We start from the raw sequence: 25,670 nt of genomic DNA on the forward strand, positions 1-25,670 counted from the left end.
GGGTCAGGCTGCCCCCAGCTTCATCACCCTGCTGCGACAGGGCGAAGGTGGCGGTCTCTCACCTCCACTCGATCAATCAGCGCCTCACGGCGCACCTGCTCGACGACCCAGCGGTGTTTGCCCAGGCCGGAGCCGTGTTCGGTGCCGCGGCGGGCGATCAGCGGGCGGATCTGCAGCTCGCGGACCAGGTGGCGGTACTTGTCGTGGTCGTAACCGCGGTCGGCGAGTACCACGTCGGGCCGCTGCCGGGGTCGGCCGCGCTTGCCGCGCACCTTGGGGATGGCGTCCAGCAGCGGGCGCAGCTGGGTGACGTCGTTGCGGTTCGCGCCGGTCAGGATGACCGCGAGCGGGGTGCCGGTGGCGTCGGTGATCAGGTGGTGCTTGCTGCCGGCCCGTCCGCGATCGACCGGGGACGGGCCGGTCTGCGCCCCCCCTTTTAACGCCCTGATCTGCGAGGAGTCCACCGCCGCACGAGAGAAGTCGAGCGCGTCGGCGGCGCGCAGCCGATCGAGCAGGACCTCGTGCAGCCGCTGCCACACGCCGGCCTTGTTCCACTCGGCCAGCCGCCGCCAGCACGTCATGCCCGAGCCGTAACCCGGTTCCTGCGGCAGATGCTCCCAGGCGATCCCGGTGTGCAGCACGAACAAGATGCCCTGCAGTGCGAGCCGGTCATCCAGCCGCTTACGTCCCGAATGCCGGAACCGCCGCTGACGCTGAGGCACAAGCGGCTCGATCACCGCCCACAACTCGTCGCTGACCTCCCACGGCTTCAGCCTGGCCACCCGCGCTCCTCTCGCTCGATCACAGCGAGAGATCAAAGCACAACAAAGATCATTCTGTTAGGCGCTCTTAGCCTGGTCGCCCACACCGCGACGTCGGCCAGGGCAGCCTCTACCGGTGCTGCCCCAACCGCGCCAGCCTCGCGCTGGCCGTGGTCGAGGAGGTCGCCACGGAGCTCAAAGCGCTCGCCGCGAAGCCGGATGTGGCGCTCTAGTACATGCTGGCCCTGATCACCGCGCAGGCCATCGCCTCCATCGCGTGGCACCGACATGGTCAAACGCGGGCGCGGCCGACGCCCGGAGGATCGTCGCCGTGAGCATGCTCGCGGCGCTCCTGGCAAAACGGGCCGCGCCTGCCCGGCGCATCGCGGCCGCGCGGACATGGATCCTGCCGCGCAGGGCATGGACGCCTGATCGCCACAGCTGTTCGTCCACACACGAACGGCGATGACGCAACCTAGCCGCGGCCGGAACGGACGGCGAGCCGGACTATCAGCGGCTGCTGCCATTTGGCCGCCGGTGCCGCTGGACACGGCCGCATCGCTGCCGGAATGTGTTGTCTCGCGGCGCTTCCGGGCGCCGATCGGCAGGGATGAGGCCGTCAGCTGATCTGCTCGTACCCACCGCCTGAGTCGGCGGCCTTAGTGCCACCTGAGAACTTCACCCAGGAGCCGGCCGGGGCGTGGTGGTAGACGGGCACGGTGTGCAGAGGCGTGATCTCCTCGTTCTTCACCACGCCCGCCCCCTTCACGTCCACCGCGGACCAGACCAGGGTGCGGGTGCCTACTGCCTTGGTCTTGAACGTCACCGCGCACGCGTTCTGCTTGCCGGCGTTGTACAGCAGGTACGCGACCCCGCCGGTGAACGAGGCCTGACGCTCTACCGTGTAGCCCGGCCCGCAGACCATGCCAGGCGTCTCGGCGGCCACGCCGGAGGCCGAGGCCGTGCTGGTGGTGAAGACCGCCGCCGCTGCGAGCACGGCGACAGCCGCCGTGCCGATCAACGTCTTTCGCACGCTCATGATCATGATCTCCAAGTAAGCGATGCCCTCGCGGGACTGGTGTTGTCGAGTGACGCGCAGGCCATCTTGCGACGCGACGTTTCCCCATGTCGTTAGCACCAAGCGCAGGATCCCTTGGCGGCGGGCGCAGCTGCGCCGGCATGCACCCGCTGCCTGCGGCCGAGGTACGCCGCTACCGTTGCGGTAAGGGACGGTGTGGGTCCTACCGTCTCGGCATGGACGTCGATGTGATCATTGCCGGGGCCGGACCCACCGGCCTCATGCTCGCCGCCGAGCTCGGCCTGGCAGGTGTGTCCGCGGTCGTGCTGGAGCGGCTGCCCGAGCGCAGCGGCCAGTCCAAGGCGCTCGGCCTGCAACCCCGCACCGCCGAGGTGTTCGAGGCGCGGGGCCTGCTGGACCGGCTCACCGGCCGGGCGATCCTCAAGGTGCCCGGCGGGCACTTCGCCGGGCTGCGGCTTGACTTCACCGCCTGGGACACCGCCCACCCGTACATGATCGGTATCCCGCAGGCCCGCGTCGAAGAACTCCTCGAAGCCCGAGCAGCCGAGCTGAATGTCAAGGTGCTGCGCGGGCACGAACTGACCGCGCTCACCCAGGACGACGACGGCGTCACCGCCACCGCCGGCCCCCTCCGGCTGCGCGGGCGCTACCTCGTCGGCTGCGACGGCGGCCGCAGCACGGTACGCGACCTGCTCGGCATCGGCTTCCCGGGGCTGGACGGCCGGCTCCGGATGGCCGTCGCCGACCTCACCCTCACCGGACCCGCCCCCACCTCGTGGAGCCTGCCGGACATGACCCCGTCCGCCACCGGCAAGGGCTACCTGGCGCCGCTCGGCGACGGCGTGTACCGCTTCCTGTTCTACGGCCCCGAGCAGCAGGAACTACCCAGGGACGCGCCGATCACACCCGCCGAGGTGACCAGAGCTCTGACCGGATCGGCCGGGCCTCGGGTGCGGCTCGGCGAGATCCGCTGGGCGTCCCGCTTCACCGACGCCTCCCGGCAGATCACCCGCTACCGGCACGGCCGAGTGCTGCTCGCCGGCGACGCCGCGCACATCCACTCCCCGATGGGCGGCCAGGGCCTCAACCTCGGCGTGCAGGACGCCTTCAACCTCGGCTGGAAGCTGTCCACCCACCTCCACGGCCACGCCTCGGACGACCTGCTCGACACCTACCACACCGAACGGCACCCCGTGGCCGCACGCGTGCTGGCCAACACCCGCGCCCAAGCCGTCCTGCTGGTGCCCGACGAGGAACACCTGGCCCTGCGCACCATCGTCGAGGAACTACTCACCCTCCCGGAGGCCAACAAAGTAATCGCCGGCATGATCTCCGGGCTCGACATCCGCTACCCTCTGCCCGGCGACCCGCACCCCCTGCTCGGAACGCAGCTGCCAGGCCTCGATCTGCACAGCGGCCGGCCCTTGATCCTCGCCGCCACGGAGCGCCTGCGTCCGGCGGTCACCCCGTGGTCGGGGCGGGTCGGCTACGAAGTGACCGCGCGCGACCTGCACGCCGAAGCCGTCCTGGTGCGCCCGGACGGCTACGTCGCCTGGACCGGGTCCGATGCCGCCTCCTTGACCGACGCCCTGTCCCGATGGGCTGGAACACCGCAGCGCTCCACCCGGTAGCGGATGCACGAGCCGGCTCCTGCCATCCAGTCCACCGTACGCGGTGACGGCGCCGGGATCTGTCATTGGCGTGGAGCGCAGGCCGTATTCGCAGGGAGCGCAGGCCCGTACCGCCCGCTCGGCTTCCCGCAGCCGCATATGCGGCTGGGGAGACATGGACCGGACGCCCGCAGCAGGCAGCTACCGCTGCGGCTGGCACGCTAATGCCTCGATGACGGAGCCGCTGGGTGTGCGACCGGCGCGACCTTGGCACCAGCATGCTGCCACAGCGCCTCGCACCCACCCCGAATCTGCGCGGTACGATCCGGCAGGCATGGCGGCTGCACCGTGACCTGCTGGCGTGGTAGGCGGCCAGCCTCGGCGGGCTCATCCTGTCGCCCATGCCGTGTTCCACCCCGCTCTGGCGGTCACCGTCGATCATGCGGGCAGCTCCCTCAGACGTAGCGTGCTGCCCAGCGGCTTCATGGCCGCTGGCGGACCTTCTCAGAGTGGCCGCCTCCGGCCACAGAGATCGCCTGGTTCCTGCAGCCGGACGGAGGGCTGGCGAGCAGCATGCCCCCGGACAGTGACGCCGACGGCTACACCTACGACCCCGACGACCCCGTCCCCACACTCGGAGGGGCCGTCATGAGCGATCCTGCGCACCCCGCCGGCGTCTTCGACCAGCGGCAGATCGAGGCTCGCCCCGACGTCCTCACCTACACCAGCGAACCGCTCACCGAGGATGTCACTGTGATCGGGCGCATCACCGTGCACCTGTGGGCCGAGACCGACGCCGTGGACACCGACTCCGTCGTCCGGCTGTGCGACGTCCAGCCGGACGGGCGGTCGTACAACATCACCGACGGGATCGTCCGCGCGCAGTTCCGCAACGCCGCCCAGGGAGAGGTGTCGTCGCTACTGAAGCCCGGCAAGCCCTACGAGTACCTAATCGACCTGTGGTCGACGGCCAACGTCTTCCGCGCAGGCGAGGGTGATCGCCGGGAGGACTACGCGGACTGCCAACGTCGTATCGGCGTCAGCCGCGAGGTGTGTTTCCTCCTCGACACCCCCGCACAGGCGCACTGCGTGGTCTACATGCAGGGCGACGACTTGGAGGCGGCGATCAAACAATTCGCGGAATCGCAGCACCCGTTCGACAGGTGGTTCAGGGAACAGCTCGGCATGGTGTCACAGCAGTGGCCCGCACCCATCTGGGCAGGCTTCCCCACTCCCGGGGTTCTCGAAGTCCTGTCCGTGTACGACGAGGCTCACCCGGACCTGGACGCCGCTGCTGCAGTCTGAGCCTGGTGGCCCGGGTCGCTGATATTCGGAAAGGTCCACCGCGGTCGAGGGTGACGCCCACGGTGCCTTCGGCCAGCATACGAGCAGGACGGCTGGTGGCGAAGCCCCGGTGAGTCCCGCACGACGACATCGGCTTGGTCCAGGCCGCGAACCCAAGTACGGACGCGCTCCACCACGTCGGCAGCCGTCTCGGGTGCGGTGACGACGTCGAGCACGCGACGAGTTCTATCGCGCAGCGCGGGCGAGCCTGGCTGTGAGGGGCGGCGACGTCGCCCAGGCAGAGTGGCTCGGATCGAGATGGATTCCCTACGCCGCCCTCGAGGAACGTACCCGGGTGGAAGGCCGTCAGGACATGCACTAACTGTGGTCCAGCTCCTCCTGGTTGGCCCTCGACTTGCCACGGCAAGACACCATCCGCCTTCTTGGAAGCACTGCTCACGGGTTCCGCCGCCGGGAAGCACGGGAGTCACCGTCCGGCCCGGGCGCACGGCAACTCGCGACCAGTCTCCCGTCCACTAACTCGCCCGTGGCGAACGGGCGTTCCTTCACCTGCGCCGCGGACGACTGCCTGGCGGGTCGTTCCTCCAGGCTCGAGAGAAAGCGTCAGCGCTTCCTCGTCTGCGTTACGCCGCGAGTTCAGATGCAGTATTGTGCCTGACACCCCCGCACAGTGTCGAAGGGCCACCTGACCAGCAGCTTCACGTGGACTTGTCCGTATGAAGCGCCCCAGTCACATCAGGAGCAGTAAGTCTGACGAGGATTCAGTGCCGTCGTGCTCCTCAAGAGCAAGTCCCTCGACACCTACTACGCCTTTTCTGTAACGAGCGGCACTGCGGTCCCTCCGCTAGAACCCGCCCGCTCGGACAGTTGTCTCGCGTATCGGCGAAGGCGGGCCGATCCTCAGGGAAGGCGCCCTCCCAGTCCTGTGAGAGAGGAACCCATGCGACAGGTTGGTCGCTCTCCCCTGTGACCTGCAGTGACCGGGCCACGATGGCGCCATAGGAAAGACCGAGCCGAAGCTCCAATCTCGGTGGTAGGAGCGCACTGTCACCGCCGCCGGCGCTTCCAGCAGATCAGCGGAGATCCCCGTCTCCTCGAGCAGCTCACGAGGGGCGGCATCCCGCGGGCTCTCGCCAGGCTCGACTCGCCCGCCCGGCGGTACCCACCCGCGCCAGCGATGCTTGACCAGCAGCACATGCCGGAAGGTTTCGTCGAAGACCCATGCCTCGGCCGCGAGCGGGTCCATCGGACCCTTCATCGCCGCCTCCAGGCAGGCGCATGCGTTATCGAACTCGGCTTCTGCCCTGCGGGCGTCCATCACAGCTGCCCGCAAGGTGTACTGGTCAGGACCACGCTGATCCACCCGCCCCACGGTAGTCGCCAGGCCCGACAGCCACTGGCCTGACTCGCTTTGACAGCAGGCGGACGTAAGATCAGCCGCGCCTCTTGAATCCGGTACTCAACCGGCCGCTGATGCTCCATGCTGAGCGTGTCCCAGCACGTTCTTGCTCATTCGCGAGGAGCGTTCTTGACCCGGTACGCCGTCGATCACCGCCGCAACGTCCTCATCGCCTCCTGGAGCACCGGGTCGGGAGATACCGCGGTGGACGTCGCCGATCTGCCCGCCGAGATCTCCAGCCGCGATGCCCTGAACCTCGCCAGGACGCTGACGCAGCTCTCCGACGCCTGCTGGCGGTGCTACACCCACCCGGCCAGCGCCGCCGACAGCCACGAGGCCAACTCCGAAGGTGAGCGCCGGCAGGAAGAACGCGACGCCTTCACCAGCGTCCTCACCGCGTTGACCAGGCCCAATCTGCCCGCCGACGGCTACATGATCCAGTCCTACGTCCGTGTCGAAGAAGCCGCCCACCAGGTCGGCCGAGCCCTGCACGCCCTCAACGCCGCCGAGCTGACCACCCGCGTCACCATCGACGTCGGCGCAGAACTGGCCGCCATCGAACAAGCCGAACTGGGCAACCTGACCGAACGCGCCCGCCAGGCCGTCACCCTCACCCGCGAAGACGCCTCCCCGGTCCAAGCCGCCCAAGCCAGCAACCTGCTACACGACAACCCCTTCGGCCCCGAAGCACTCTTCACCGAGATCGACCCCGCCGCAGCCGCCATCGCCGCCGCCCACTGGCTGGATACGGCCGCCACCGTCACCGCCGACTCGACCGGGCTTCCCGTCACCCAGATCGTGGTCGAAGCCGACAACATCGAGGCACTCCCCCACGAGACGCCCACCCTCGTCCTGGAACTGATGGCCAACGGCGCCACGCCTCGCCAGGCGGTGATGCCCCTAATCCGCGACGCCCTCCGGGTTGCCGAAGGCGAGATCCCCGACATCACGGCACTCCAGCAACGCATCAGCGCCACCCAGCAACTCCTCGACAAGAGGCACGAGGACCAGCCTGAGCTGAGCCTGGACGAGCTCGGCCTGCGGATCACACCGCTGGATCCCGCCCGCCCTGCCCTCGACCTTCTGGAGGACCTGCTCAGCGGCATCCGTGGCTGCTGGCTGCTGTACGCCGAAGACGCGACCGAGCTCGACGAGACCGAAGACCTCGACGATGAGGAATGGCGGAAGCTCCGCACAGCGGCGTTCTTCGCCGAAGTCCGGGCAGAAGCTGCCGCTTATCGCGAGCGCCTCTTGTAGCGCCAGGCATTCGGCAGGCGGGCCGTGCTCAAGAAGTACAGCGTGCTGAAACTGAACGCCGAGATCGTGGAACAACACCACGAGGTCGCGGACGGACAGGGCAATCCGGGAACGCTCAATCTCCCTGACACAGCGCCTTATCCAGATCCTGCCCACCGCCCTCTGTAGGGTCCAGAGCCATAAGCGGCCGAACGGCGGGATCGATCAGCGGCCGACCCGCAGATTAAACATCACACGATCGAAGCGTTACCGATTCGATTTCCAGATGCAAGGCTGATTGGGCGTGCCTCTGCTAACCTCAACTGCCGCTGCCCCTCTAGCACACGGAGTGCTGGCATGCCTTCTTCGCGCACACGACTCATCTTCGGCAGCATCGCGATCGTCGTCACCGGCACCACTTATCTCTCCGCCGCGCCGGCCGAAGCAAATAGCAAACCGCCATGCACGTTCGGCACCTGGACCCTCGTACACAAGGCAACCAGCAGCAGATCTTCCGCAGATGACTGGGCGAAGCGCTCCGGTGTTACAGGCGTTAAGGTCACCATAGGTAAGCAGTACGCATTGTTTTCTTTCGAAGGCTCGACACGGGAATACGCCACAGGACTCGTGAACGGCGAAGAATATTCCTGGAATGCCATCTATAGGGGAAAGCTGAAGATAAGAGTAAAGATTAATGGGTTCAGCAAAGGACTTATCAGCTTCAGCGGAAAGTCAGCAAGCGGCAACGCCACTTTTCAGTCGGTCAGCACAAGCCCGGAGAGAAGGACCAACCCCGTTCGTTCACTTGTCCACGACCTCAGGAAGGGCCAACCCGAGAGCATGACACCCTCGACGGGGAGATTCGCGTGCTCGAAGAAGCAGCTGGTCATCCGCGAGAACTACAACATGCTAGGAAACAAATTCAGCAACACCCTTACCTTCCGACGCATGCCTTACACGTCGTGACGCAAGGACAGACCAGCCGGCGCCGTTCGAATGGAGCTCCTTGCAGCAGTTGCCAGACACTATGACGATGCCAGAGAGGGGTCTGGCGAACATGATCAAGGACGTGCACAATTGCCTCCGTGAAGGCGTACGTGGGCGTCACAGATGAGAGCTGGTACCGCTTCCTGGCTGCGCGTCCGACGCTCACTGAGGTGAACTTCTGGCGCCCTGGCGGCGGACGCGGGTTCGGCGCGGTCGAGCACGGCGAACTGTTCTTCTTCAAGACCCACTACCCGCACAACAGCGTGGTCGGCGGCGGCTTCTTCAGCGGCTTCGCTCCCCTGCGCGTCTCCGAGGCGTGGGAGTTCTTCGGCCAGGGCAACGGAGCCGCAAGCCTCGTCGACTTACGACAGCAGGTGGGCAAGTACCGCAGCCAGCCCATCGCACCGGGCGAAGACCCAATCATCGGCTGCGTCATCATCCGCGACGTCTTCTTCTTCCCCACCACCCAGATCGCCGGACCACCGCCGGGCTTCGCCCCCAACATCGTCCAAGGCAAGAGCTACGACCTGGCCGGACCCGCCGGCAACTACTTCCAGGACCTGCTGCACAGAATGAACATTCGCGAGGATATCGACCTGTCCCAGCCGTGGCACCGCGACGGTCCCACCTTCGGCGACCCCCGACTCGCCCCGCGCCGACTCGGTCAGCAGGCCTTCCAAGCCGTCGTCCTACACGCTTACGAACGGCGCTGCGCGATCACAGGCGACAAGATCCGGCCAGTCCTTCAAGCGGCCCACATCCGTCCGCTCTCGGCAGGCGGCGAGCATCGCCTGGACAACGGGCTCCTACTCCGATCAGACGTCCACACCCTCTACGACCGCGGCTACCTCGCAGTCGACCCCCAACACCGCTTACTTGTGAGCCCGCGACTACGCGAGGAGTTCGGCAACGGCGAGGAGTTCTACCGCCAGGCTGGCCAGCAGATCAATGTCCCAGAACGACCACGAGATCGGCCGAACCGAGATGCTCTCGAGTGGCACCTTGATGAGGTGTTCCTCAAGCGTTGAGCAACTCGGTCGATGCTTCAGACGGCGCGAGAGGCTGTGCACTTCGTCCCGAGATCTCATGTCTCGCACATAGTCCGTCCATCTCAGCCGGATGGCCGCATTGGCCGCTATTCTCGACGATTGTGTTGCTGTGGGTCCCGCGGACCGCGAGCACGCTGCCATGCATGGGGGACCCGCCAGCCGAACGGCCAGCGGCCTGGGCGCCGCAGCGGTTCACAACAAGCGACCACCAGGCACGCTCACACCACTCGTAGCCGGAAGCAGGGAGAACGAGGTTGGACACTGGCGTGGGCAGTGTGATCGACCTTCTCACCGCGTCACTCGATGAAATCGAGAGATGCGTGACCTTCCACCCTGGTACGGCGGCGTCGAGCCATACCGTCGTCACCGTTTCAGGGCTGGACGCCTACGAGGTACCTGTCGCCATGGGCCGGTACCTCGTCGGCACACTGGCCGGCGCCGTGGGGTTGGACGCCCGGCTATCGGAAGATCTCCTGGCGCGAGGCGTCGATCGCCGTGAGGAGATCCGAAGGACTGTCATGTCGCTGATCGGCACAGACAACATCTTCGTCACGGAAGATCAGAAACTGGTTCGCGACACGCGCCGGAACGCCTGGATCGGCGAAGGGCTCGGGCATGCCCTCCTGTCACTCAGCGCACGCCGGGAGACGTCGTGCGTTGATGGCCGAATCTGCACATTGTCCGAGATGCATCAAACAGTGACCCGTCAGGGCTTGGACTCGGTAGGCACCTACGTACAAAACGACGTGCTAGGTGTGTCTATCGGCGAAAGTAAGTCGACCGAGTCGAACGCGAGCGCAAACTTCGGCGAAGCGATAAACCTCTTCGCCGAGGTGGAGAAGGGCATCCACGGCCCAGACCTGCGTGCCCGACTTTCTGCATTCCGCTACATTTTGGAGCCGGGTCTCAAGGAGCAGGTCAAAGATTCGCTTTGGAGCGACAACGCCTCCTACCTACCGATCGTTGTCTATCAGGACAACTACGACTTCACGACCGCCCGGCCGAAGTTCCAGCGGATGAAGACACCGCTCGAGCGGCGCCGAGTCATCGTTGTGCAGCTGTCAAGCTTCCATGCTTTCTTCGACGCCGTCGCGGACGCGATGCGCAAGGCGGTCGACGAGGTGGTCGTCTAATGTTCAACCGGGGAATCAACGCCCTTTTGGCAGCGCTGCCCACAATCGCCGACCTGAACGTCAATGAGATTCGCCGGATTCTGACCACAGCGTGGCTCGAGACCACCAGGCCGCAACTGGGAGCCGATCAGCCCGCAACGGCCTCCGCAGAGACGCTCCATCGGCTGGCGACGGCGCTGGAAGTACACGCGATTCTCCCTCTGCAAGCGCAACCGTCTATGGTCCGAGCGTGTGCTTTCGTGGCCGCAGAGGCGCTGACCATCGCGCACGGCTTGGCAGACACTGACAGGGGTGACGGGCAGCCTGGAAGCAGCAACGGCTCCGCCTTTTGGCTGTTCGGGTCCGAACGTACCTTTGAGCGCGTCGAGGCGGCACTGCTGTACCTGATCGCCGGCTACGATGCTAACGCGGCCCTGACGGTCTCAGGCATGGGCGCAGAGGACCTCCACGACAGCAGCATCGAGGGTCCAATCGCTAGTTGGGCGGTGCAGCGCATCGTAGGACTGTGCCGTCTGACGCCCGCAGTTGATGTCGCTGCCCCGATGCTGGACCAGCAAGGACTGCCAGCACGCGTCCTCGTGCGGCACGAATTGTGGCGCCGGATTGGCGTGCACGTCGCCGACCATCTCGACTGGCTCATGTTCCGCAGCGGGATCGACCCGAACGCTGGCAGCGCGCTACGGGCTCTGGCGGAGCGGCTTGAGAACCGGGACCAGATACCCGCAAGGCCGGCTGCCCATCCTGACCTCCATCACCTGCTGCTCCTGCTAGCCACAGCCTGCGACGAGACCGGCTCTCGGGCGCTGCGAACGGTGCCGCCTCCGCCGGAAGACACCGGGGATCGCTTCGGGACCTACCAGCGTAAGCGTGCCGCGAGCCGCCCGCTGCTGTGGCCCGCCGCCCAGGAATACGCGCACGAATCGCTGCCCGGTCCCAAGGCCCACGCCGTGGTGGCAGTACCCACCAACTCCGGCAAGTCATCCGTCGCCGAACTCGCGATCAGTCAAGCCCTGTGCCAGGGCTGGGTCCTCTACCTGGCGCCGACCAACGCACTCGTCGGCCAAATCCGCCGACAGATGGCCGATGTCTTCGGTCGGACGACCGTACGCGAGTTTCTGGGTGGCGCCGAATACACACAGCTGATTGGCGAGTCCCTGGAACAGATCGAAGATCAGCAGATCCTCGTCATGACTCCGGAGAAGTGCTCCCTGGCTCTACGGCAGAACCCCGAGGCTTTCACGAAACTGGCCTTGTGCGTCTTCGATGAAGCACACCTTCTCGGAGACCGGGTCGGCCGTGGAGTGATCGCCGAATTGATCCTCGCAGAGATCATGCACCGTGCCAGGAAGGCGCGGCTCCTGTTGATGTCCGCGCTCATCGCCAACCCCTCCGAACTCGGATCCTGGCTCAGCCACGCGACTGGAATGCATACGGCCGTGATCAACGGACCGTGGCGTCCCACCCGTACACTCCGCGCGATTGCCGGCATCGACAACGACCGCGGTGCAGCAGCCTTCACCGCCGCCTCTCAACAGCTTCGGGCGCTCCCTCCTCACCGTAAACGGGAGAAGTTCAAGGCACCGATCGCTCTGCTCGCCGGACTACAGGGCGCATGGGCCAGCGAAGCGGCGAACGACTACGCGCTGGTCCAGACGAACATAGAGGTCCCCCTCGCCGTCACCCGGAAGTACAGATGGGATCCGGCTGGCTACTGCACCCCGGCCACTGCAGCGATCGTGCAACGTCTCGGCCTGCGCGGCGACAAGATCCTCGCCTTCTTGCCCCGAAGCAAACACGACAGCTTCCACGCCGCGGGGATGACACAGTTCGCCGCAGCGCCAGCCGATAGCACCGTCGAGGCCTTGCTGTACCTCGCCGACCTGGAACTCGGCGTGCCGTCGGCCCTTCGCGCGCGTCTACAGCAAGGCGTCGCCGTGCATACGAGCGCCCTCATCCGCGAGGAGCAGCGCGCCAGTGAGCTCGCTTTCGAGCGCGGCGTCGCTGTCGCCATGTACGCCACCGGAACCATGGCCCAAGGCCTCAACCTGCCCGCCACCGCCGTCGTCATCGGCGGCACTGAGATCGGTTACGACAACACCTCCAGCACACAGCAACGGCGCGACCAGGCTCGTGCGCAGTTGCTGAACGCTATCGGGCGGGCAGGCCGCGCCCACGTTGCCTCCCGTGCCATGGCCCTCGTCGTACCGAATAAGGCTCTTGTGCTCAGTTCCTCCGCCGATGCACGGCAGGCGGTCCGCACCGCGGAGTTCCTGCAGGACGAAGACGCGTCGTCAGAGTTGAGCAGCGCGTTGGACGGACTCATCCATAACGTACTCTCCGGTGCACTGACGCCGGACACCATGACTCCGGCAGAGCATACTGCGTTCAGCTTCCTGGCCTTCGAGAACGAAGATGAGGACGACACCACGCAGGTGATGGGTAAGACCTGGGCCGTCCACCGAGCAGGCGCCCAACATCAGGTCCAGGCGATCACCAACGCGATTGCTGTCACCGGCAGCACTTTCATCCAGGAGGCCGGCGCACCCGCATGGGTGGCGTTCGCCGCTCACCAGTCCGGCATCGCGCTCTCCGAGACCGCGGCACTCTACCGGCACTTGCGAGCGCGCCTCCAGGCCACCACAGCACCCGAAGAGATCTTGGGGTGGGCCGATTTGATGCTCCACCTGCTGGAACAACTGGCTCCCGAGCAGCTCCGGCGTATCTTGCGCCCCAAGCCCTATGGAGATGCGAGCAAGCTGTCGAAGATCTTCGACTCCGGTCCCGCGCGCGCGGACTCCTGGTCGGCCTACCGGGCAGCACTGTGCGCATGGATGAACGGCGAACCGATCATCGCGGTGGCCGAGCACATCCACCGTAAAAGCGTTGCCGGTAACGCCAAGCGCGGCGCGCAAGACCCGCTTCCGCGCGCAATCACCATCACCAGTGACGCTTTCCGGTTCGAACTCCCACTTATCGCGGGAGCGCTCAACGCCATCATCGTGCTCGGCCAGGAGCATGAGCCCGAAGGGCCCTGGGCGCTGTCGGCCGAAGCCGTCAGGACGCTGAATCTGCTCCCACTCGCCGTGCGCTCGGGCGCGGACACGCCTGAGTCGCTCGCGTGGATCCGCGCAGGGGTCCACACCAGGGTCGCCGCTCACCAGCTCAACGCGCTGCTGCCAGCTCCGCCCGGTCAGCCCGATGACGAACTCCAGCGATGGGCACATGCCCGATTGATGGACCTCTACCAGGACGCAATTCCTGATCTGCTCACACCTGCGCAAGCCGCCGTGGTCTTCGCGTTGCGGACGGTTCGCGAAGCCCGGTAGCCCGTTGCGTGGTCTCGCGGGCTCGGCAAATACTGGTCGTCCTGCTTGACGGCCGGGCTGCCGGGCCCGCTGGCTGTGGACATCACCGCCCAGATGGGCGAGGGGCGGAGTGACGCCCAACGATCGCCTTCTACGTTCACCACGAACAGGCGATCGTGTCTCTGGCCAAGCGACCTCCACGTACAGTCTGCGTTCTCCGGCAGTTCGAGCGCCGGAAGCGATCAAGCCCCTCATTCCGCAAATCCGCAGACTCTGTTGCGGATCCACCGTCCGCGGTGTGCAGTGACAGCATGCAGCCTCCGAGCGCGCTTGACGAGCGTGAGCTGTCGATCCTCATCCGCATTGCCTCGAACGTGAAACCCGTGACATCACGAGAAACACGCTTGACGAGGATCGTCTATGCCCTACAGGCCCAGAAGCTGGTGGTCCTCACCCGAACGAAAGGCTTCTGGAGCGCCGCCCTGACGGAATCCGGCCGGCTCTACCTGGAGAGTGGGAACCACCTCCCAGCGCCGGACGCCAACCAGTCGGATAGGGATGAACCGGCCATCGACCCGGGAGACTTTCTCAGTCAGCTCATTGACGCAGGCGGCATGTTGCTGATCAGCGACCCGGACGAGGTAACCCGCCGTCTTTGGCGAGAGGCTACCCAAGCCGCCCGGCGGGACGCTTTGATCCCCGACGGATACCACCTCACCCTCAAAGGGCGTGACCAAGGCGATCTGGAGATACGCCTCAAGACAGGCGGATCCCGGCAGCGGCGCATACGCTACCGCCCCAAGGACCGGCGACCCATACCTGTCCCCCAAGAATTGAAAGACCCGCATCCCGTGGTAGCCGAGCTACGTGATGATCACCTAGCCTTCACGCTCGACGATCCCGCCCGCCAGCGAGGCCTCCGACTGTTCCAGGCCATCGCGGACGAAGCCACTCGCTGCTGCCACACCGTCCGGAGACCCGGCGACTATAAGGGCGGACATCTTGAGGTGGTCATCGGTGACGAGGGTTGGGCCGTCGCGATCCAGAGACAGGAGCTAGCGACCCGTCTGGCAGTTCAGCCGAGCAGCACCCGGGAGAGTCCCGCTGACGTCGATGTACCTCCCGCCCAACGGCTGCGCCTGCGGCTCTGGCAGTGGCCCGGCCACGGAAGCTACGACTGGTACGACGAAGACAAATCGACGCTGGAGTCCCAGCTATGGCAGGTCATCGTACATATGGAGACGGTCACCAGGGACATCTGCCACGCAGTAGCGATGATGGACGGCGGTCGATCCCCCGAAGAACGGCAGCGCCGACGGGACGAGCTCCGTCGGGAATGGGAAGCTGCCACGGCCTACGCTCGGGAGCGCGTCCTTACCCAAGACCGCCTGCAGGTGCTGGGTACCGAGATGGACGCATGGCAGCGGGCACGGGCGATACGTCAGTACGCCGATGAGCTGATCTCCGTGGTGTCCACGATCTTAGACGAGGACCATCGACGGTCACTGTCTGACTGGATCGACTGGATGAAGTCCTATGCGGACACGATCGACCCGATCAACGAGCCTCCGCGGTTCCCACAGGACCGAACCGTCGATCCCGACGAGCTCATCCCCTACCTCGGCCGAGTCAGCCCCTACAATCCGCCGCTGCTTTAACCGGGCGCGATCACTTTCTGTAGCCATTCGCTGGGCGGCCCCGGACCTCTGACACAACGCTTCCATGTCTCAGGAACCAGCCACGGACCGAAATCAAATGACTTTGTACAGCCGATGCGAGGTGGGATCGCTCCATACGGCGCAGAACCTAGCAGGGCAGTAATACCGGCAGTAGGCGAGAAATGCTCTCGGTTAGGAGCGAATCCTACCCTTGTGCCGACGCTGAGCTGCCGTTCGAGAATGGTGATCCGATGGCGGAGAACGAAGGTTGCAACGTTCTCGACTCAATCGCCCATCGGAAGGAGCTACAGCGCCGCGGAGCCTTCTTGACGGCGCGATATGCCAGACGCATGATCATCATGCCGCACTCTGAGTGGCTGAGGGACCGTCTACGTAAGGCGAGCCCCAACAGGACTACCATCCAGACGGATGACGTCATCGGCAGGTGAGATGCCATCGGAGGGGTGGTTCTCGAAAAGACGATCAGTGTGCTCTGGGCAGTAGCCGAAGGACGCCCCTTCCTCGCTGGGCTCGCCACAGTACTCGATTCGCCCGCGCCCGCTCGCAATGGCCCAGCAGCATCTTCCTTGGTCAAAGAGAGCCTTCTCATCCTCTGTCCATCGCTCGGGATGGGTGTACGGCGTGATGACGTGACTGAGGCTGTCCATAGATCCACCTTGTTCGCGGCGGAGCCCCGAAGATCCGCCTGACAGTCGAACAGGATACCGAATAAAGCTGTGCGGCTAGCCGGATTGCGCGAAGTGGAACGAAGCACTGCCGCCGGGCTGCGGGAGCCTTCAAGATCTCATGCAGCAGAGATCGACCTTTTGGGGCCGCCGTTTTACGTTATTAGGGGCTGGGATACGTGAAACTGTCAGGCCCAATCACGCGATACGCAAGAGACCGGTCTGGCGCAACAATTTCACATCGAACGGGTGTACATGGCCGCGACTAATCCCCCAAAGCCGCTGCTGAACAAGGCCGCTGAAGCGGTGGCCCGATTCGGCAAATCCGCCGCCATCAAGTTGAACGGCGGCGGGCAGCCCGAGGATCAACTCCGGGCGCCGCTAGAGCGGCTGTTCGAGGACATAGCCGCAGCCCTCGGTGTCGACGTGGCAATGATCGGTGAGATGTCTCTCGCCACGCTCGGCGTACGTCCGGACTATGCCGTGGACGTGGCCGGTGCCCGGGTGGGCTATGTCGAGCTCAAGGCTCCTGGGCGCGGCGTGCCGACGACCTGGACCCCGAACAAACACGAGAAGACGCAATGGGAGAAGCTGCGTCTGCTGCCGAACGTCCTCTACACCGACGGCGCTCTTTGGGCGCTCTATCGCAATGGCGAGTTGATCGGGCAAGTGGCCCGGCTGAACGGTGACGTCCGGACGGCAGGCAGCAAGCTCATCCCCTTCGACGGGGAGTTCGCCCGCGTCGTTTCCGATTTCCTTCTGTGGAAGCCGAATCCTCCTCGTAACATTCGCCAGCTTGTTCGCGCCGTGGCCGGATTGTGCAAGCTGCTGCGCACGGAGGTGCTCGAAACCATCGGCCGTGAACTGCGGGGCGAGGAGAAGCGGAAGATCTTCACCGAGCTCACCACGGACTGGCGCAAACTGCTGTTCCCCGGCCTGACCCATGAGGAGTTCGCCGACGCGTACGCGCAGACGGTGACGTTCGCCATGTTGCTGGCGCGGGTGGACGGCATCGCCTTCGAGGGGCGCAGCCTCGGCCAGATCGCCGCGCACCTCGGCAAGAACCACTCGCTCATGGGCAAGGCGCTAGCCGTACTGACCCATGACGCGGTGGAGGGCCGCAGCGTCGTCGCCGAGACGCTCAAGCGGGTCATCGGAGCGGTGGACTGGGACCGGATCAGCGACGGCTCGGTGGACTCCTACCTCCACCTATATGAGCACTTCCTTGAGGCCTATGACTCCGACCTCCGCAAGGAGAGCGGCTCGTATTACACACCGAACGAGGTCGTCTCGTTCATGGTCCGCTTCGTCGATGACATCCTGCGCAACCGGTTCAGGCGGAGAGGCGGCTTCGCAGCAGACGACGTCGTGACCGTGGACCCGGCGATGGGCACGGGAACCTACCTGCTCAATATCGTCAACAGCGTGGCTCGGACGGTGGAGGAGGAGGAAGGCAAGGGCGCGGTTCCCGCCCAGTTGAAGAAGCTCTTCGGACGCCTGATCGGGCTGGAGCGACAGGCCGGCCCCTACGCCGTCGCTGAGCTCCGGCTGAATCAGGCCCTCAAAACGGAGCATGGAGCCGAGGTTGCCGAAAAGGACCAGAAGCTCTACGTCGCCGACACCCTCGACAGCCCCTTTGACGACACGCAGCTTGACCTGGGCTCGATGTATGAGCCGATCGTGCGGTCTCGCCGCGAAGCCAACCGGGTCAAGCGCGAAACACGGGTTCAAGTCGTCATCGGCAATCCGCCGTATCGGGAACGTGCCAAGGGACTGGGCGGCTGGATCGAGCAGGGCGCTGGAAATTCCGGGATCAGCACGCCGCTGCTCGACTTCAAGGCCGCTGGGCTCGGCAGATATGAGTATGTGCTGTCCAACATGTATGTCTACTTCTGGCGGTGGGCGACGTGGAAGGTCTTCGACGCCCACCCAGATCAACCTGCTGGCATTGTGGCGTTCATCACGACCTCCGGCTACACCACCGGCCCTGGCTTCGCTGGAATGCGTGAGTACCTACGCCGGACAGCCGATGAGGGATGGATCATCGACCTCTCACCGGAGGGACACCAACCCGATGTGTCGACTCGTGTCTTCCCCGGTGTTCAACAGCCGCTGTGCATCGGCATCTTCGCCCGGTACGGCACGGGCGACCGGGAGACACCCGCGCTGATCCATCACCTCAGCCTGGCGGGGCATCGCTCCGAGAAGTTCGCGCGCCTGGCGGAACTGGCTATCGACGGATTTGGCTGGGCGGACTGTGCAACCGGCTGGTCGGATCGACTCCAGCCCGTCGGAGGGGAGGACTGGCGTAGCTACCCGGCGCTCGGAGATCTGCTGCCCTGGCAAGCTCCTGGAGTCAAGCCGAACCGGACCTGGGTGTACGACCCGAGTCCGGGGATCTTGCGAGAACGTTGGGAACGCCTGATCAAAGCGCCTGCCCGCGACAAGGCCATCCTGTTCAAGGAAAGCGACGCCCGCAAGCTGGACAGTCCGATCCAGCCGATCAGCGGTTTCCCTCCCCACATCGGAACGATCAAGGATGAGTCCGGCCCCTGCCCCATCCCGGTGCGTGTCGGCTATCGGTCCTTCGACCGTCAATGGGTGATCCCAGATAATCGTGTTCAAGAACGACCCCGACCCGAACTATGGCAGGTGGCGAGCAACACCCAGGTATTCGCGACAGAACAGCACGCCCACCCCATCGAGACTGGCCCAGGTCTGGTCTTCACCGCCCACGTACCGGACATGCACCACACCAATGGCCGGGGTGGGCGAATACTTCCGCTCTACCGTGATCGCGCTGCCAGCTCGCCCAACCTCGCACCCGGTCTGACACGCCTACTCTCTCAGCGTCTCGGCCTTTCCGTCACAGCGCCCGACGTGCTGGCTTACGTCGCGGCCGTGACTGCCCATGGCGGCTACACGACTCGCTTCGCCCAGGAGCTCCGAAGCCCAGGCGTACGAGTGCCGCTCACAGCCGACCCAGAGCTGTGGGCCCGAGCCGTACGCCTAGGGAAACGCGTCATCTGGCTGCACACCTACGGCGAGCGCTTCGCTGACTCAGCCGAGGACCGCCCTCCAGGGCCACCCAAGCCGGATCCGCTCCACCGCGCCAAATCACAGGTAGCTGTCCCTGGAACAACTGAAGAGATGCCCGACGAGATCTCCTACAACGCCGAGACTGCGACCCTGCATGTCGGCGCCGGCTGCATCTCGCCTGTACGCCCCGAGGTGTGGGCGTACGAGGTATCCGGGATGAAGATCGTAAAGAAGTGGTTCGGCTACCGCAAGAAGAACCCGGCAGGCCGGAAGTCATCGCCCCTCGACAACATCCATAGCGAGGAATGGCCCGCTGAGTTCACCACAGAGCTGCTACAGCTGCTCCACGTACTCACGCTGTGCGTGGAATTGGAACCCGCTCAGGCGGACCTACTGGAGAGAATCTGCAACAGCTCGCTCATTCCCGTCGCTGACCTCGAACGAGCGGATGTCTTACCGGTTCCCGCCAGCGCTCGGAAAGCCCCGGCCGCCGAGTCCCCCGAAGCCCCCACCTTGCTGTGATCATGTCCACCCCGAACTCACTCGTCCTGGCAGCTGCCTAAGCTGATCGCGTGACTCAGGAAGACGCTGCTGTCCCCGCACGCGGGTCGTTCGCTGCCATCAGCCTCCGCTGCAGGGCTGTCGGATGGTCGAACGCATCCTCTTCTCGCACCGATCTCTCTCAACCTTTGGCTTGGTCGGCCGGCATCCCTGAAGTGGCAACCTCCGCTGGTTCGAACTCGCACACCACAACGTCCGATGTACCGACCACCCCGATAATGCGGACGAGATGTCGGACCCCACAGGTAAATTGCTGGCGTGGCGAAAAGGTCTCGACGGCAGCGGGCCGCTCGACACAATCAGCAGAGTTGGCGGCCGGCCGATGTTGACGCGGCCGCTCAAGTGGAGGTATTCCAGCGTCGAGTGCTCCAGTCCGCCGAAGCCCTGACGGCCCTATTGAATGAGGCCGAGTCGTGGGACGAGGCGGCCACGCAGACAGCGGCGATGATGAACACGGTCGTCGTCGAGTTGGCCGAGCGGACGAGTTCCTGGCACGCGTTCGATGTCCTGGCCTGGCTACAGCGTGCGAACATGACGTACGCCGAGGATTACCAGGAGAGCACGCATGACGGGTTGTCGGCGTTAGTGGAGCTCGCGGCGCTCCTTGTGATGGAACGGCCGTCGGCCGACGCGATGAGCGGCGACTCGCCGCCCCATGAACTCGCATCCGACGGCATCGTGGACCCCGGGGCGGTTGCCCAGCTCTGCCGTGATTTGGACGCAGGCCTTCGTCGCCTTATCAACGCGGGGCATCTGCTGAACTTGGCGCGGCACGCCGACGGCGGGCCTGACTGGCAGTTGCGCTACCACATGGTGGAGCGGGAGCTGTTGCTGCGCAATCTGGGCTACCCGCACATGCAGGAGCGCCTGCTGCGAGGGCTGTTCGGCGAACCGCCGGTGTCGGACCTGCTCGTCACGACCCTCGGCTTCACCATCGAACAGGCGCTCAAGGTCATCGACGGTCTCCATCGGGTGATCGAGAATGCTTACTGGGACAGCGTGGACGCCGCCCGGGAGCATGTCCTGGCCGCCCCACGAGCTGCTGACGCTGTCGCTACCGGCTCGGCGGCCACACGCCGTCCCCAGCGCGGTCGCAAGGTGGTGGACCGTGAGCGGCTGGACAGGTCCCGCGCATCTGTCGCAGCGATCGCGGCGATCGTGTCGGATCGGTTGGGGCGCCGGATCGCCATTACCGCCGAGCAACTCGCCGCCATGCTCGACGAAAGTTGTTCCGCGATTGAGGCGGTGCTTCAGCTGTTTTCGCAGCCATTCGGTACCAGGCCGGCTGTCGATCTGGTCGAGGACTACTTCCGCGGCCGTAACCCGCTGCGGACCAGGGCCGTGCTTCACGACCCCGCGATCGGCTACTTCCCGGTCAACATTGGGAACCTGCTGTTCGGTCTGCGGGAACTCATTGAGGACGCCTTCAAGCAGCACAACGTCTTCGACCTCTATGCCAAACACCGCGGTGACTGGGTCGAAGAGGCGGCGGTGGCCGCCTTGCAGGAGCGACTCGCCCCTGAAGAGGTGCACCGCAACATCGAGTTCGTACTCGCGGACGGACGCGCTGTGGAAAGCGATGCGCTCCTGGTGTGCGACCGGGTCGCACTCGCTATAGAGGCCAAGGCCGTCAGCCTTACCCCGCGAGCGCGCTCGGGTGATCCAGCGCGAATGAGCCGTGACCTCACCCGCATCGTCGCTGACACCGTCCAACAGGCTGACCGGCTGCGCACCACGCTGGCCCGTGACGGCCGACTGCGCGTCCGCGATCGAAACCAGGCCGAATTCGACTTCGCCCACGTGCGACGGGTCTTCCCCATCGCCGTCACCCTGGAAGACGTCACCAGCGTCACTGGCAGCGCATCCGCGTTCGTTGACGCCGGCATCCTGCCGTCACGACGCGAATTGCCGTGGATCGTGAGCCTGTTCGACCTCTGGGTCATCTGCGAGATCGCGGAGGGGCCGGCGCAGCTGCTGCACTACCTGCAACAGCACGAGCAGGCGATCAACCTCAATATGATCACCGCATCCGAGGAACTCGACCTGTTCATGATGTTCCTCGACCAGGGCCTGTACTTGGGTGATCACGTCGACCAAGACGGCAACCCCACCACCGAGTTCTTCACGCTTTCCATGACCGACCCCTTGGATGCCTACTACCTGCACCAAACAGGCCAGCGTCGGACGCCGGCACCGAAACCGCGGCAGGAATGGTCACCAAAAGCGTTCCGTGAGCTGACCACCCAACTCGAGTGTGAACGCCCCGACGGATGGACCACCGCTGCTCTCAACCTGCACCAGGGCGACCGCAACGTCCGGAATGAGGTTGCCACGATGGTACGCAGATTGGCCCGTCGCACCCGACTCGATGGGTACCCGCACGACGAGACCCGCCTGTTCGCCGACTCGCACTCCTCGTTTGGTGTTACCGGTATGTCCGTCGGAAAGGGATACACAGTTGATCAACTCCGCGAGAGGCTGCTCACCTGGTGCCGTGCCCGCAAACACCTGGAGCGCGCCGCTTCCTGGACCGGCATCGGGGTCATAGCCCAATCAGCCGGGCAAGGCTACTGTCCTTGTGCAACTCGACGAGCCGTGGACCGACGACCCCGAGCTAGACCGACTCGTCGCGACATTGCAGATGCGGCCCGCGGCCGAAGTTGCCACCACCCGTCGTTAAGCGAGGCCTCCCAACGGGGCCGCTGTGGTGGTGCAGCAGGATCATGGTCATCGCGATGACCTTCTGGATTCCGGCGACGGCTGCGCTCCCAATTCCTGCGAACAAGGTCATGACGAGCACTCCAGCACCTTGCTCAGGGCGTTTATCAGCTGACGCACCGCCTTCAACACGTCTTCCTGGAAGCGACGGCGGGCACGAATGAAGTCCGCCATCTCCGTAGAACCCTGGGGCTTTTGATCGACAAACTCCGCAAAATCCAGCAGCGTCTGATGCACAACGACGACGGCGGTGCGAAGGTTTTCCCAGTCTGGATCAGGGGATGATCCGGCTATCTTAACGATCTTTCCGCGGAGGTCCCTGGTCCCGTCCTCCGGGACAGGTTCGCCTTCCTGTGACCACAGCCTGGCCTGCTCGCGGGTAAAGACGTTGAGTTCAAGCACCTCCCGCCACTGCGGCAGAACCGTACATAGATAATGGCACAGCTCGTGCTGATCCCCATTGGCGGTCTCTGCCGGCTGAAGGTGACGCCCTTCGCCCGCTCGCGCCTCTCCCACAGTTCACACGACTATCGTTCATGCGGTGCCACAGCGTCGGCTTCGGCGAGAAGTTTCTGCAGGGTGCTGTGTAAGTTCTCCTTCAACGAAGGAATGCTGCGTCGTGCCTGAGCGCGTTCAGCTTCCGGTTCGTCTATCGCATCGGCGGTACGAACGGCGGTAAGCAGATCGGACGTCTGCTCCTTCACCCGGGTCAGGGTGTTCACCTGCGGAGCGGTCAGCAGGCGCGCGATCTCCGGGGTGCGCTCCAGGCTGCTGTTGAGGGAACGCAATGCCGGATGAAAGGTGACCGAATCGCCTGCCGACAGTGCGTCACGAGTGCGGCGGGCGGCGTCGATCGCCTCGTCCAGTGCCCGCTGGGCGACGGGCAGACGGATCACGGTGGCCAGTTCGTCGCTGGTGGGGGGTACGTCCGCAGGCGTGTCGGTTTCGATTGCGCGGAGCGCCGAACGGATACGGCCGTGGTGGCCCGCCACGGAGGGGTCTGCCAGGACGGCGTCGACCAAGCTACGCAGCCTACGTGCGTCGGCGGCCGCGTTCATGATCTGCCTCCACAGTTCCTCACCGTAGCTGTGATCCCAGTCGATCCTGCCCTGACGCGATGGGAAACCTGCCACGGAGTCGACGAGCGCACGGGTCCGTTGTCCGTTTTCGTAGGCGGCGGCCAGGCAGCGGTGCAGGTCGCGGATTGGCTGGTAGGACCAGGGAAGTGGCGGCGTATCCAGCATCGGGGTTGCCCTTACTCGCTGTCGAACCTTATCCCGGCCTTGCCCAGCCCATCGACTACCGCCTGAATGGGGGTCCCAATGTTCACCACGCGTCGTTCGCCGTTAAACATGACCTCGCCGGCAGAGCGGTGCAGGCCGATGACGCGCCACTTGTTGTCGAAGACAGGGCTTCCAGACGAACCGCCTTCGGTATCGGTGAGGTACCGCAGATGGTCCGTGTCGACGTAGACCACGGTGTTGTGCTCCATCGCGATCTTCTTCCGTTTTCCGTCGGGATGCTGAATGATGCACACCTCCTCACCCACCATCATGCGACGGCCAGGAGCCAGGAGCAGGGGGACGTTGTGTGCAGGCGCGGGACGGGGCAGCTTGATCACCGCCCAGTCGAGACGCTTATCCCCGACCGCGGTGGCGGGATCGGCCTCGAAGATCACCTCCTTCTTACAACTGCCGTCCGGTCCGGTCTCGTAGTCGAACCACACTTCGACCGCGTACGCGCGCTCGTCACGGTGCTTCTTGTCAAACAGCACGTGGAAGTTGGTCAGCACGACATCACGGAAGATGAGGAATCCAGTGCCGGTGAAGCTGCCCTGGCTGAAGCCCACCCGCAGCCGTACCACTCCGGGAGCAACGCGAAGGGCACCGTGCAGAAAGGAGATGTCCTTCAAAGTGGGGCGGTCGCCGGTCTGCTGCTCGGCGTATTCCAGATCGGCGCGAGGGATCGCGTCCAGCAGAGCCTGGCCATCCAGTAGCAGTTCCTCCGGAGGAAGGACGGGCGGCACCGGGGAGATGAGCTCGGCGATCCTCTGTTGGTAGGCGGAGGCACGTGGGTCGTCGAGGATTCGATGGATGAGCTCCTTCAGCAGGTTGCGCTTGCGGGCAGTGGTGAGGAGTCCATGCCAGGTCATGCGCGCGTTGTCCCCGTAGGGAATCTCCCCGACGGGAAACTTCGCGGCCTCGGCGACCGCAGTGATGTCGGTGTCGCGGTAGTAGATCTCGGCCAGCAGGTCCCGGAGTGCACGGGCTTCTGGGGCGGAATAGTCGAACGGGAGAGTGTCGAGAATGCTATCCACCGAGCTCCACCTCCAGCAGATCCGCGTACCATTCACCCTTCACCATTCAACAGCGCCGTCCAAGCGTCCATAGGTGCGGCCTTTATTGGTCATGGCCTCCTGCCACCTGCTCCGCCTCAGAGTGCGGTCCACGAGCTAACCTAATGTTCTTTTCGCCGGTGGGGTCGGGTTGGATCGGCCGGTCGAAGCCTCGCTTCTCTGGCTATGGGCGCGGCTGGTTGAACAATCCCGGCTCGGTCTTGACGAGGAGGCCGCAGTCGGCCAGGCGTTTGAGCTTGGTGCGGACGTTCTGGCTGTTGTTCTGACTTAGGGGAGGGTCCATGGCAATGGCCAGGTCCTGGGCGTGCAGGGAGCCGTCGACCTAATCGAGGCGGCCAGAATCTGCCCCTAAGCAGGCGGGGTGATCGGGGTTAGTCGGCGGCGGTGTGACCTGCTCGGATAGGGCGAGATCTTCTTCGGCAAGGGAGATGAAGGTCCTGCGGCTGATTCGCAGGTGCTCGACCTTGCGTCTGCCAAAAACGCATCCATGCACGTCAAGCAGGCTTTGCATCGTTTCCGCAGCGATGCAAAGCATCCTGACAAGAGGTTGCACATCACCTTACTCATGACTGCTCGGCGGTTGCTCGTCCGCGCCCGGCCGCAGCGAGGTCGAGGCCTTTGCCCCGGCCCCTAGCCGTATCGAGAAGGGGGCAAATGGCACATGATGGTGATGGTCAAGAACGCATGGTTGCTCGGTGGTTGCTCGCGCGTACGCGATACAGCACAGCATCCATGAACCTTTTCCAGGCTCCGCGGCGAGGTCCTGGTCACAGGATGATCGCAACGCCGTGGTTCGGCCGGTGACAGCAAGAAGCTCCTGGTAGACGG

Annotated in this window: 14 protein-coding genes and 2 pseudogenes; 10 read left to right on the forward strand and 6 right to left on the reverse strand. The window is 64.9% G+C overall.

What is annotated here, in order from left to right; translation table 11 throughout:
* Positions 1-95: 95 nt before the first annotated feature.
* Positions 96-773 (reverse strand): annotated as a pseudogene (locus AB0I79_RS60780) (IS5 family transposase); the annotation flags it as partial.
* A 607-nt stretch (positions 774-1,380) separates the two neighbouring features.
* The gene (locus AB0I79_RS60785; RefSeq protein ID WP_357895029.1) at positions 1,381-1,794 is read right to left on the reverse strand and encodes a hypothetical protein; all 414 of its coding nucleotides are present in this window, start codon (positions 1,792-1,794) and stop codon (positions 1,381-1,383) included.
* A 221-nt stretch (positions 1,795-2,015) separates the two neighbouring features.
* Between AB0I79_RS60785 and AB0I79_RS60790 the strand changes: the two genes are divergently transcribed.
* On the forward strand, positions 2,016-3,431 hold the full coding sequence (locus AB0I79_RS60790; RefSeq protein WP_357895032.1) for an FAD-dependent monooxygenase: 1,416 nt from the start codon (positions 2,016-2,018) through the stop codon (positions 3,429-3,431).
* A 477-nt stretch (positions 3,432-3,908) separates the two neighbouring features.
* Positions 3,909-4,715: pseudogene (locus tag AB0I79_RS60795) on the forward strand (CocE/NonD family hydrolase); the annotation flags it as partial.
* Between the two features lie 844 nt (positions 4,716-5,559).
* On the opposite strand, the gene AB0I79_RS60800 reads toward AB0I79_RS60795, so the two are convergent.
* Positions 5,560-6,033 carry an NUDIX hydrolase gene (locus tag AB0I79_RS60800; protein ID WP_357895065.1) on the reverse strand — a complete coding sequence of 158 codons (474 nt, stop codon included), beginning with the start codon at positions 6,031-6,033 and terminating at the stop codon, positions 5,560-5,562.
* Between the two features lie 210 nt (positions 6,034-6,243).
* Between AB0I79_RS60800 and AB0I79_RS60805 the strand changes: the two genes are divergently transcribed.
* From AB0I79_RS60805 to AB0I79_RS60840, 8 genes are all read left to right on the forward strand, one after another.
* Positions 6,244-7,371, forward strand: coding sequence for a hypothetical protein (locus AB0I79_RS60805; protein ID WP_357895035.1), 1,128 nt, complete (start codon positions 6,244-6,246; stop codon positions 7,369-7,371).
* A gap of 336 nt (positions 7,372-7,707) precedes the next feature.
* Complete coding sequence (locus AB0I79_RS60810; protein WP_357895038.1) at positions 7,708-8,316, forward strand: hypothetical protein; 609 nt, start codon at positions 7,708-7,710, stop codon at positions 8,314-8,316.
* A 119-nt stretch (positions 8,317-8,435) separates the two neighbouring features.
* Complete coding sequence (locus AB0I79_RS60815) at positions 8,436-9,365, forward strand: HNH endonuclease (RefSeq protein ID WP_357895041.1); 930 nt, start codon at positions 8,436-8,438, stop codon at positions 9,363-9,365.
* Positions 9,366-9,661: 296 nt separating this feature from the next.
* Entirely contained in the window at positions 9,662-10,519 is an 858-nt protein-coding gene (locus tag AB0I79_RS60820) for a hypothetical protein (RefSeq protein WP_357895044.1), read from the forward strand.
* Complete coding sequence (locus AB0I79_RS60825; RefSeq protein ID WP_357895047.1) at positions 10,519-13,845, forward strand: DEAD/DEAH box helicase; 3,327 nt, start codon at positions 10,519-10,521, stop codon at positions 13,843-13,845. Before AB0I79_RS60820 ends, AB0I79_RS60825 begins: the two co-directional genes overlap by 1 nt.
* A gap of 290 nt (positions 13,846-14,135) precedes the next feature.
* Positions 14,136-15,482, forward strand: a complete 1,347-nt coding sequence (locus tag AB0I79_RS60830) for a hypothetical protein (RefSeq protein ID WP_357895050.1) — start codon at positions 14,136-14,138, stop codon at positions 15,480-15,482.
* A 941-nt stretch (positions 15,483-16,423) separates the two neighbouring features.
* Positions 16,424-19,729, forward strand: coding sequence for a type ISP restriction/modification enzyme (locus tag AB0I79_RS60835; RefSeq protein WP_357895068.1), 3,306 nt, complete (start codon positions 16,424-16,426; stop codon positions 19,727-19,729).
* Between the two features lie 402 nt (positions 19,730-20,131).
* Entirely contained in the window at positions 20,132-22,507 is a 2,376-nt protein-coding gene (locus AB0I79_RS60840; protein WP_357895053.1) for a hypothetical protein, read from the forward strand.
* 48 nt (positions 22,508-22,555) lie between these two features.
* Here AB0I79_RS60840 and AB0I79_RS60845 read toward each other — a convergent pair whose 3' ends face one another.
* From AB0I79_RS60845 to AB0I79_RS60855, 3 genes are all read right to left on the reverse strand, one after another.
* Positions 22,556-22,888 (reverse strand): hypothetical protein, encoded by a 333-nt coding sequence (locus AB0I79_RS60845; RefSeq protein WP_357895056.1) that lies wholly within the window; start codon positions 22,886-22,888, stop codon positions 22,556-22,558.
* Between the two features lie 125 nt (positions 22,889-23,013).
* Entirely contained in the window at positions 23,014-23,730 is a 717-nt protein-coding gene (locus tag AB0I79_RS60850; protein ID WP_357895059.1) for a hypothetical protein, read from the reverse strand.
* 11 nt (positions 23,731-23,741) lie between these two features.
* Complete coding sequence (locus tag AB0I79_RS60855) at positions 23,742-24,803, reverse strand: trypsin-like peptidase domain-containing protein (RefSeq protein WP_357895062.1); 1,062 nt, start codon at positions 24,801-24,803, stop codon at positions 23,742-23,744.
* Positions 24,804-25,670 lie beyond the last annotated feature (867 nt).

The sequence above is a fragment of the Nonomuraea sp. NPDC050202 genome, assembly GCF_040656115.1.
Taxonomy (GTDB): Bacteria; Actinomycetota; Actinomycetes; order Streptosporangiales; family Streptosporangiaceae; genus Nonomuraea.

What these genes read in the sequence shown, in the direction of transcription:
- AB0I79_RS60790 (WP_357895032.1), top strand. Translation starts at nt 2,016, where the DNA reads ATGGACGTCGATGTGATCATTGCCGGGGCCGGACCCACCGGCCTCATG.
- AB0I79_RS60800 (WP_357895065.1), bottom strand. Translation starts at nt 6,033, where the DNA reads ATGGACGCCCGCAGGGCAGAAGCCGAGTTCGATAACGCATGCGCCTGC.
- AB0I79_RS60810 (WP_357895038.1), top strand. Translation starts at nt 7,708, where the DNA reads ATGCCTTCTTCGCGCACACGACTCATCTTCGGCAGCATCGCGATCGTC.
- AB0I79_RS60825 (WP_357895047.1), top strand. Translation starts at nt 10,519, where the DNA reads ATGTTCAACCGGGGAATCAACGCCCTTTTGGCAGCGCTGCCCACAATC.
- AB0I79_RS60830 (WP_357895050.1), top strand. Translation starts at nt 14,136, where the DNA reads ATGCAGCCTCCGAGCGCGCTTGACGAGCGTGAGCTGTCGATCCTCATC.
- AB0I79_RS60835 (WP_357895068.1), top strand. Translation starts at nt 16,424, where the DNA reads ATGGCCGCGACTAATCCCCCAAAGCCGCTGCTGAACAAGGCCGCTGAA.
- AB0I79_RS60850 (WP_357895059.1), bottom strand. Translation starts at nt 23,730, where the DNA reads ATGCTGGATACGCCGCCACTTCCCTGGTCCTACCAGCCAATCCGCGAC.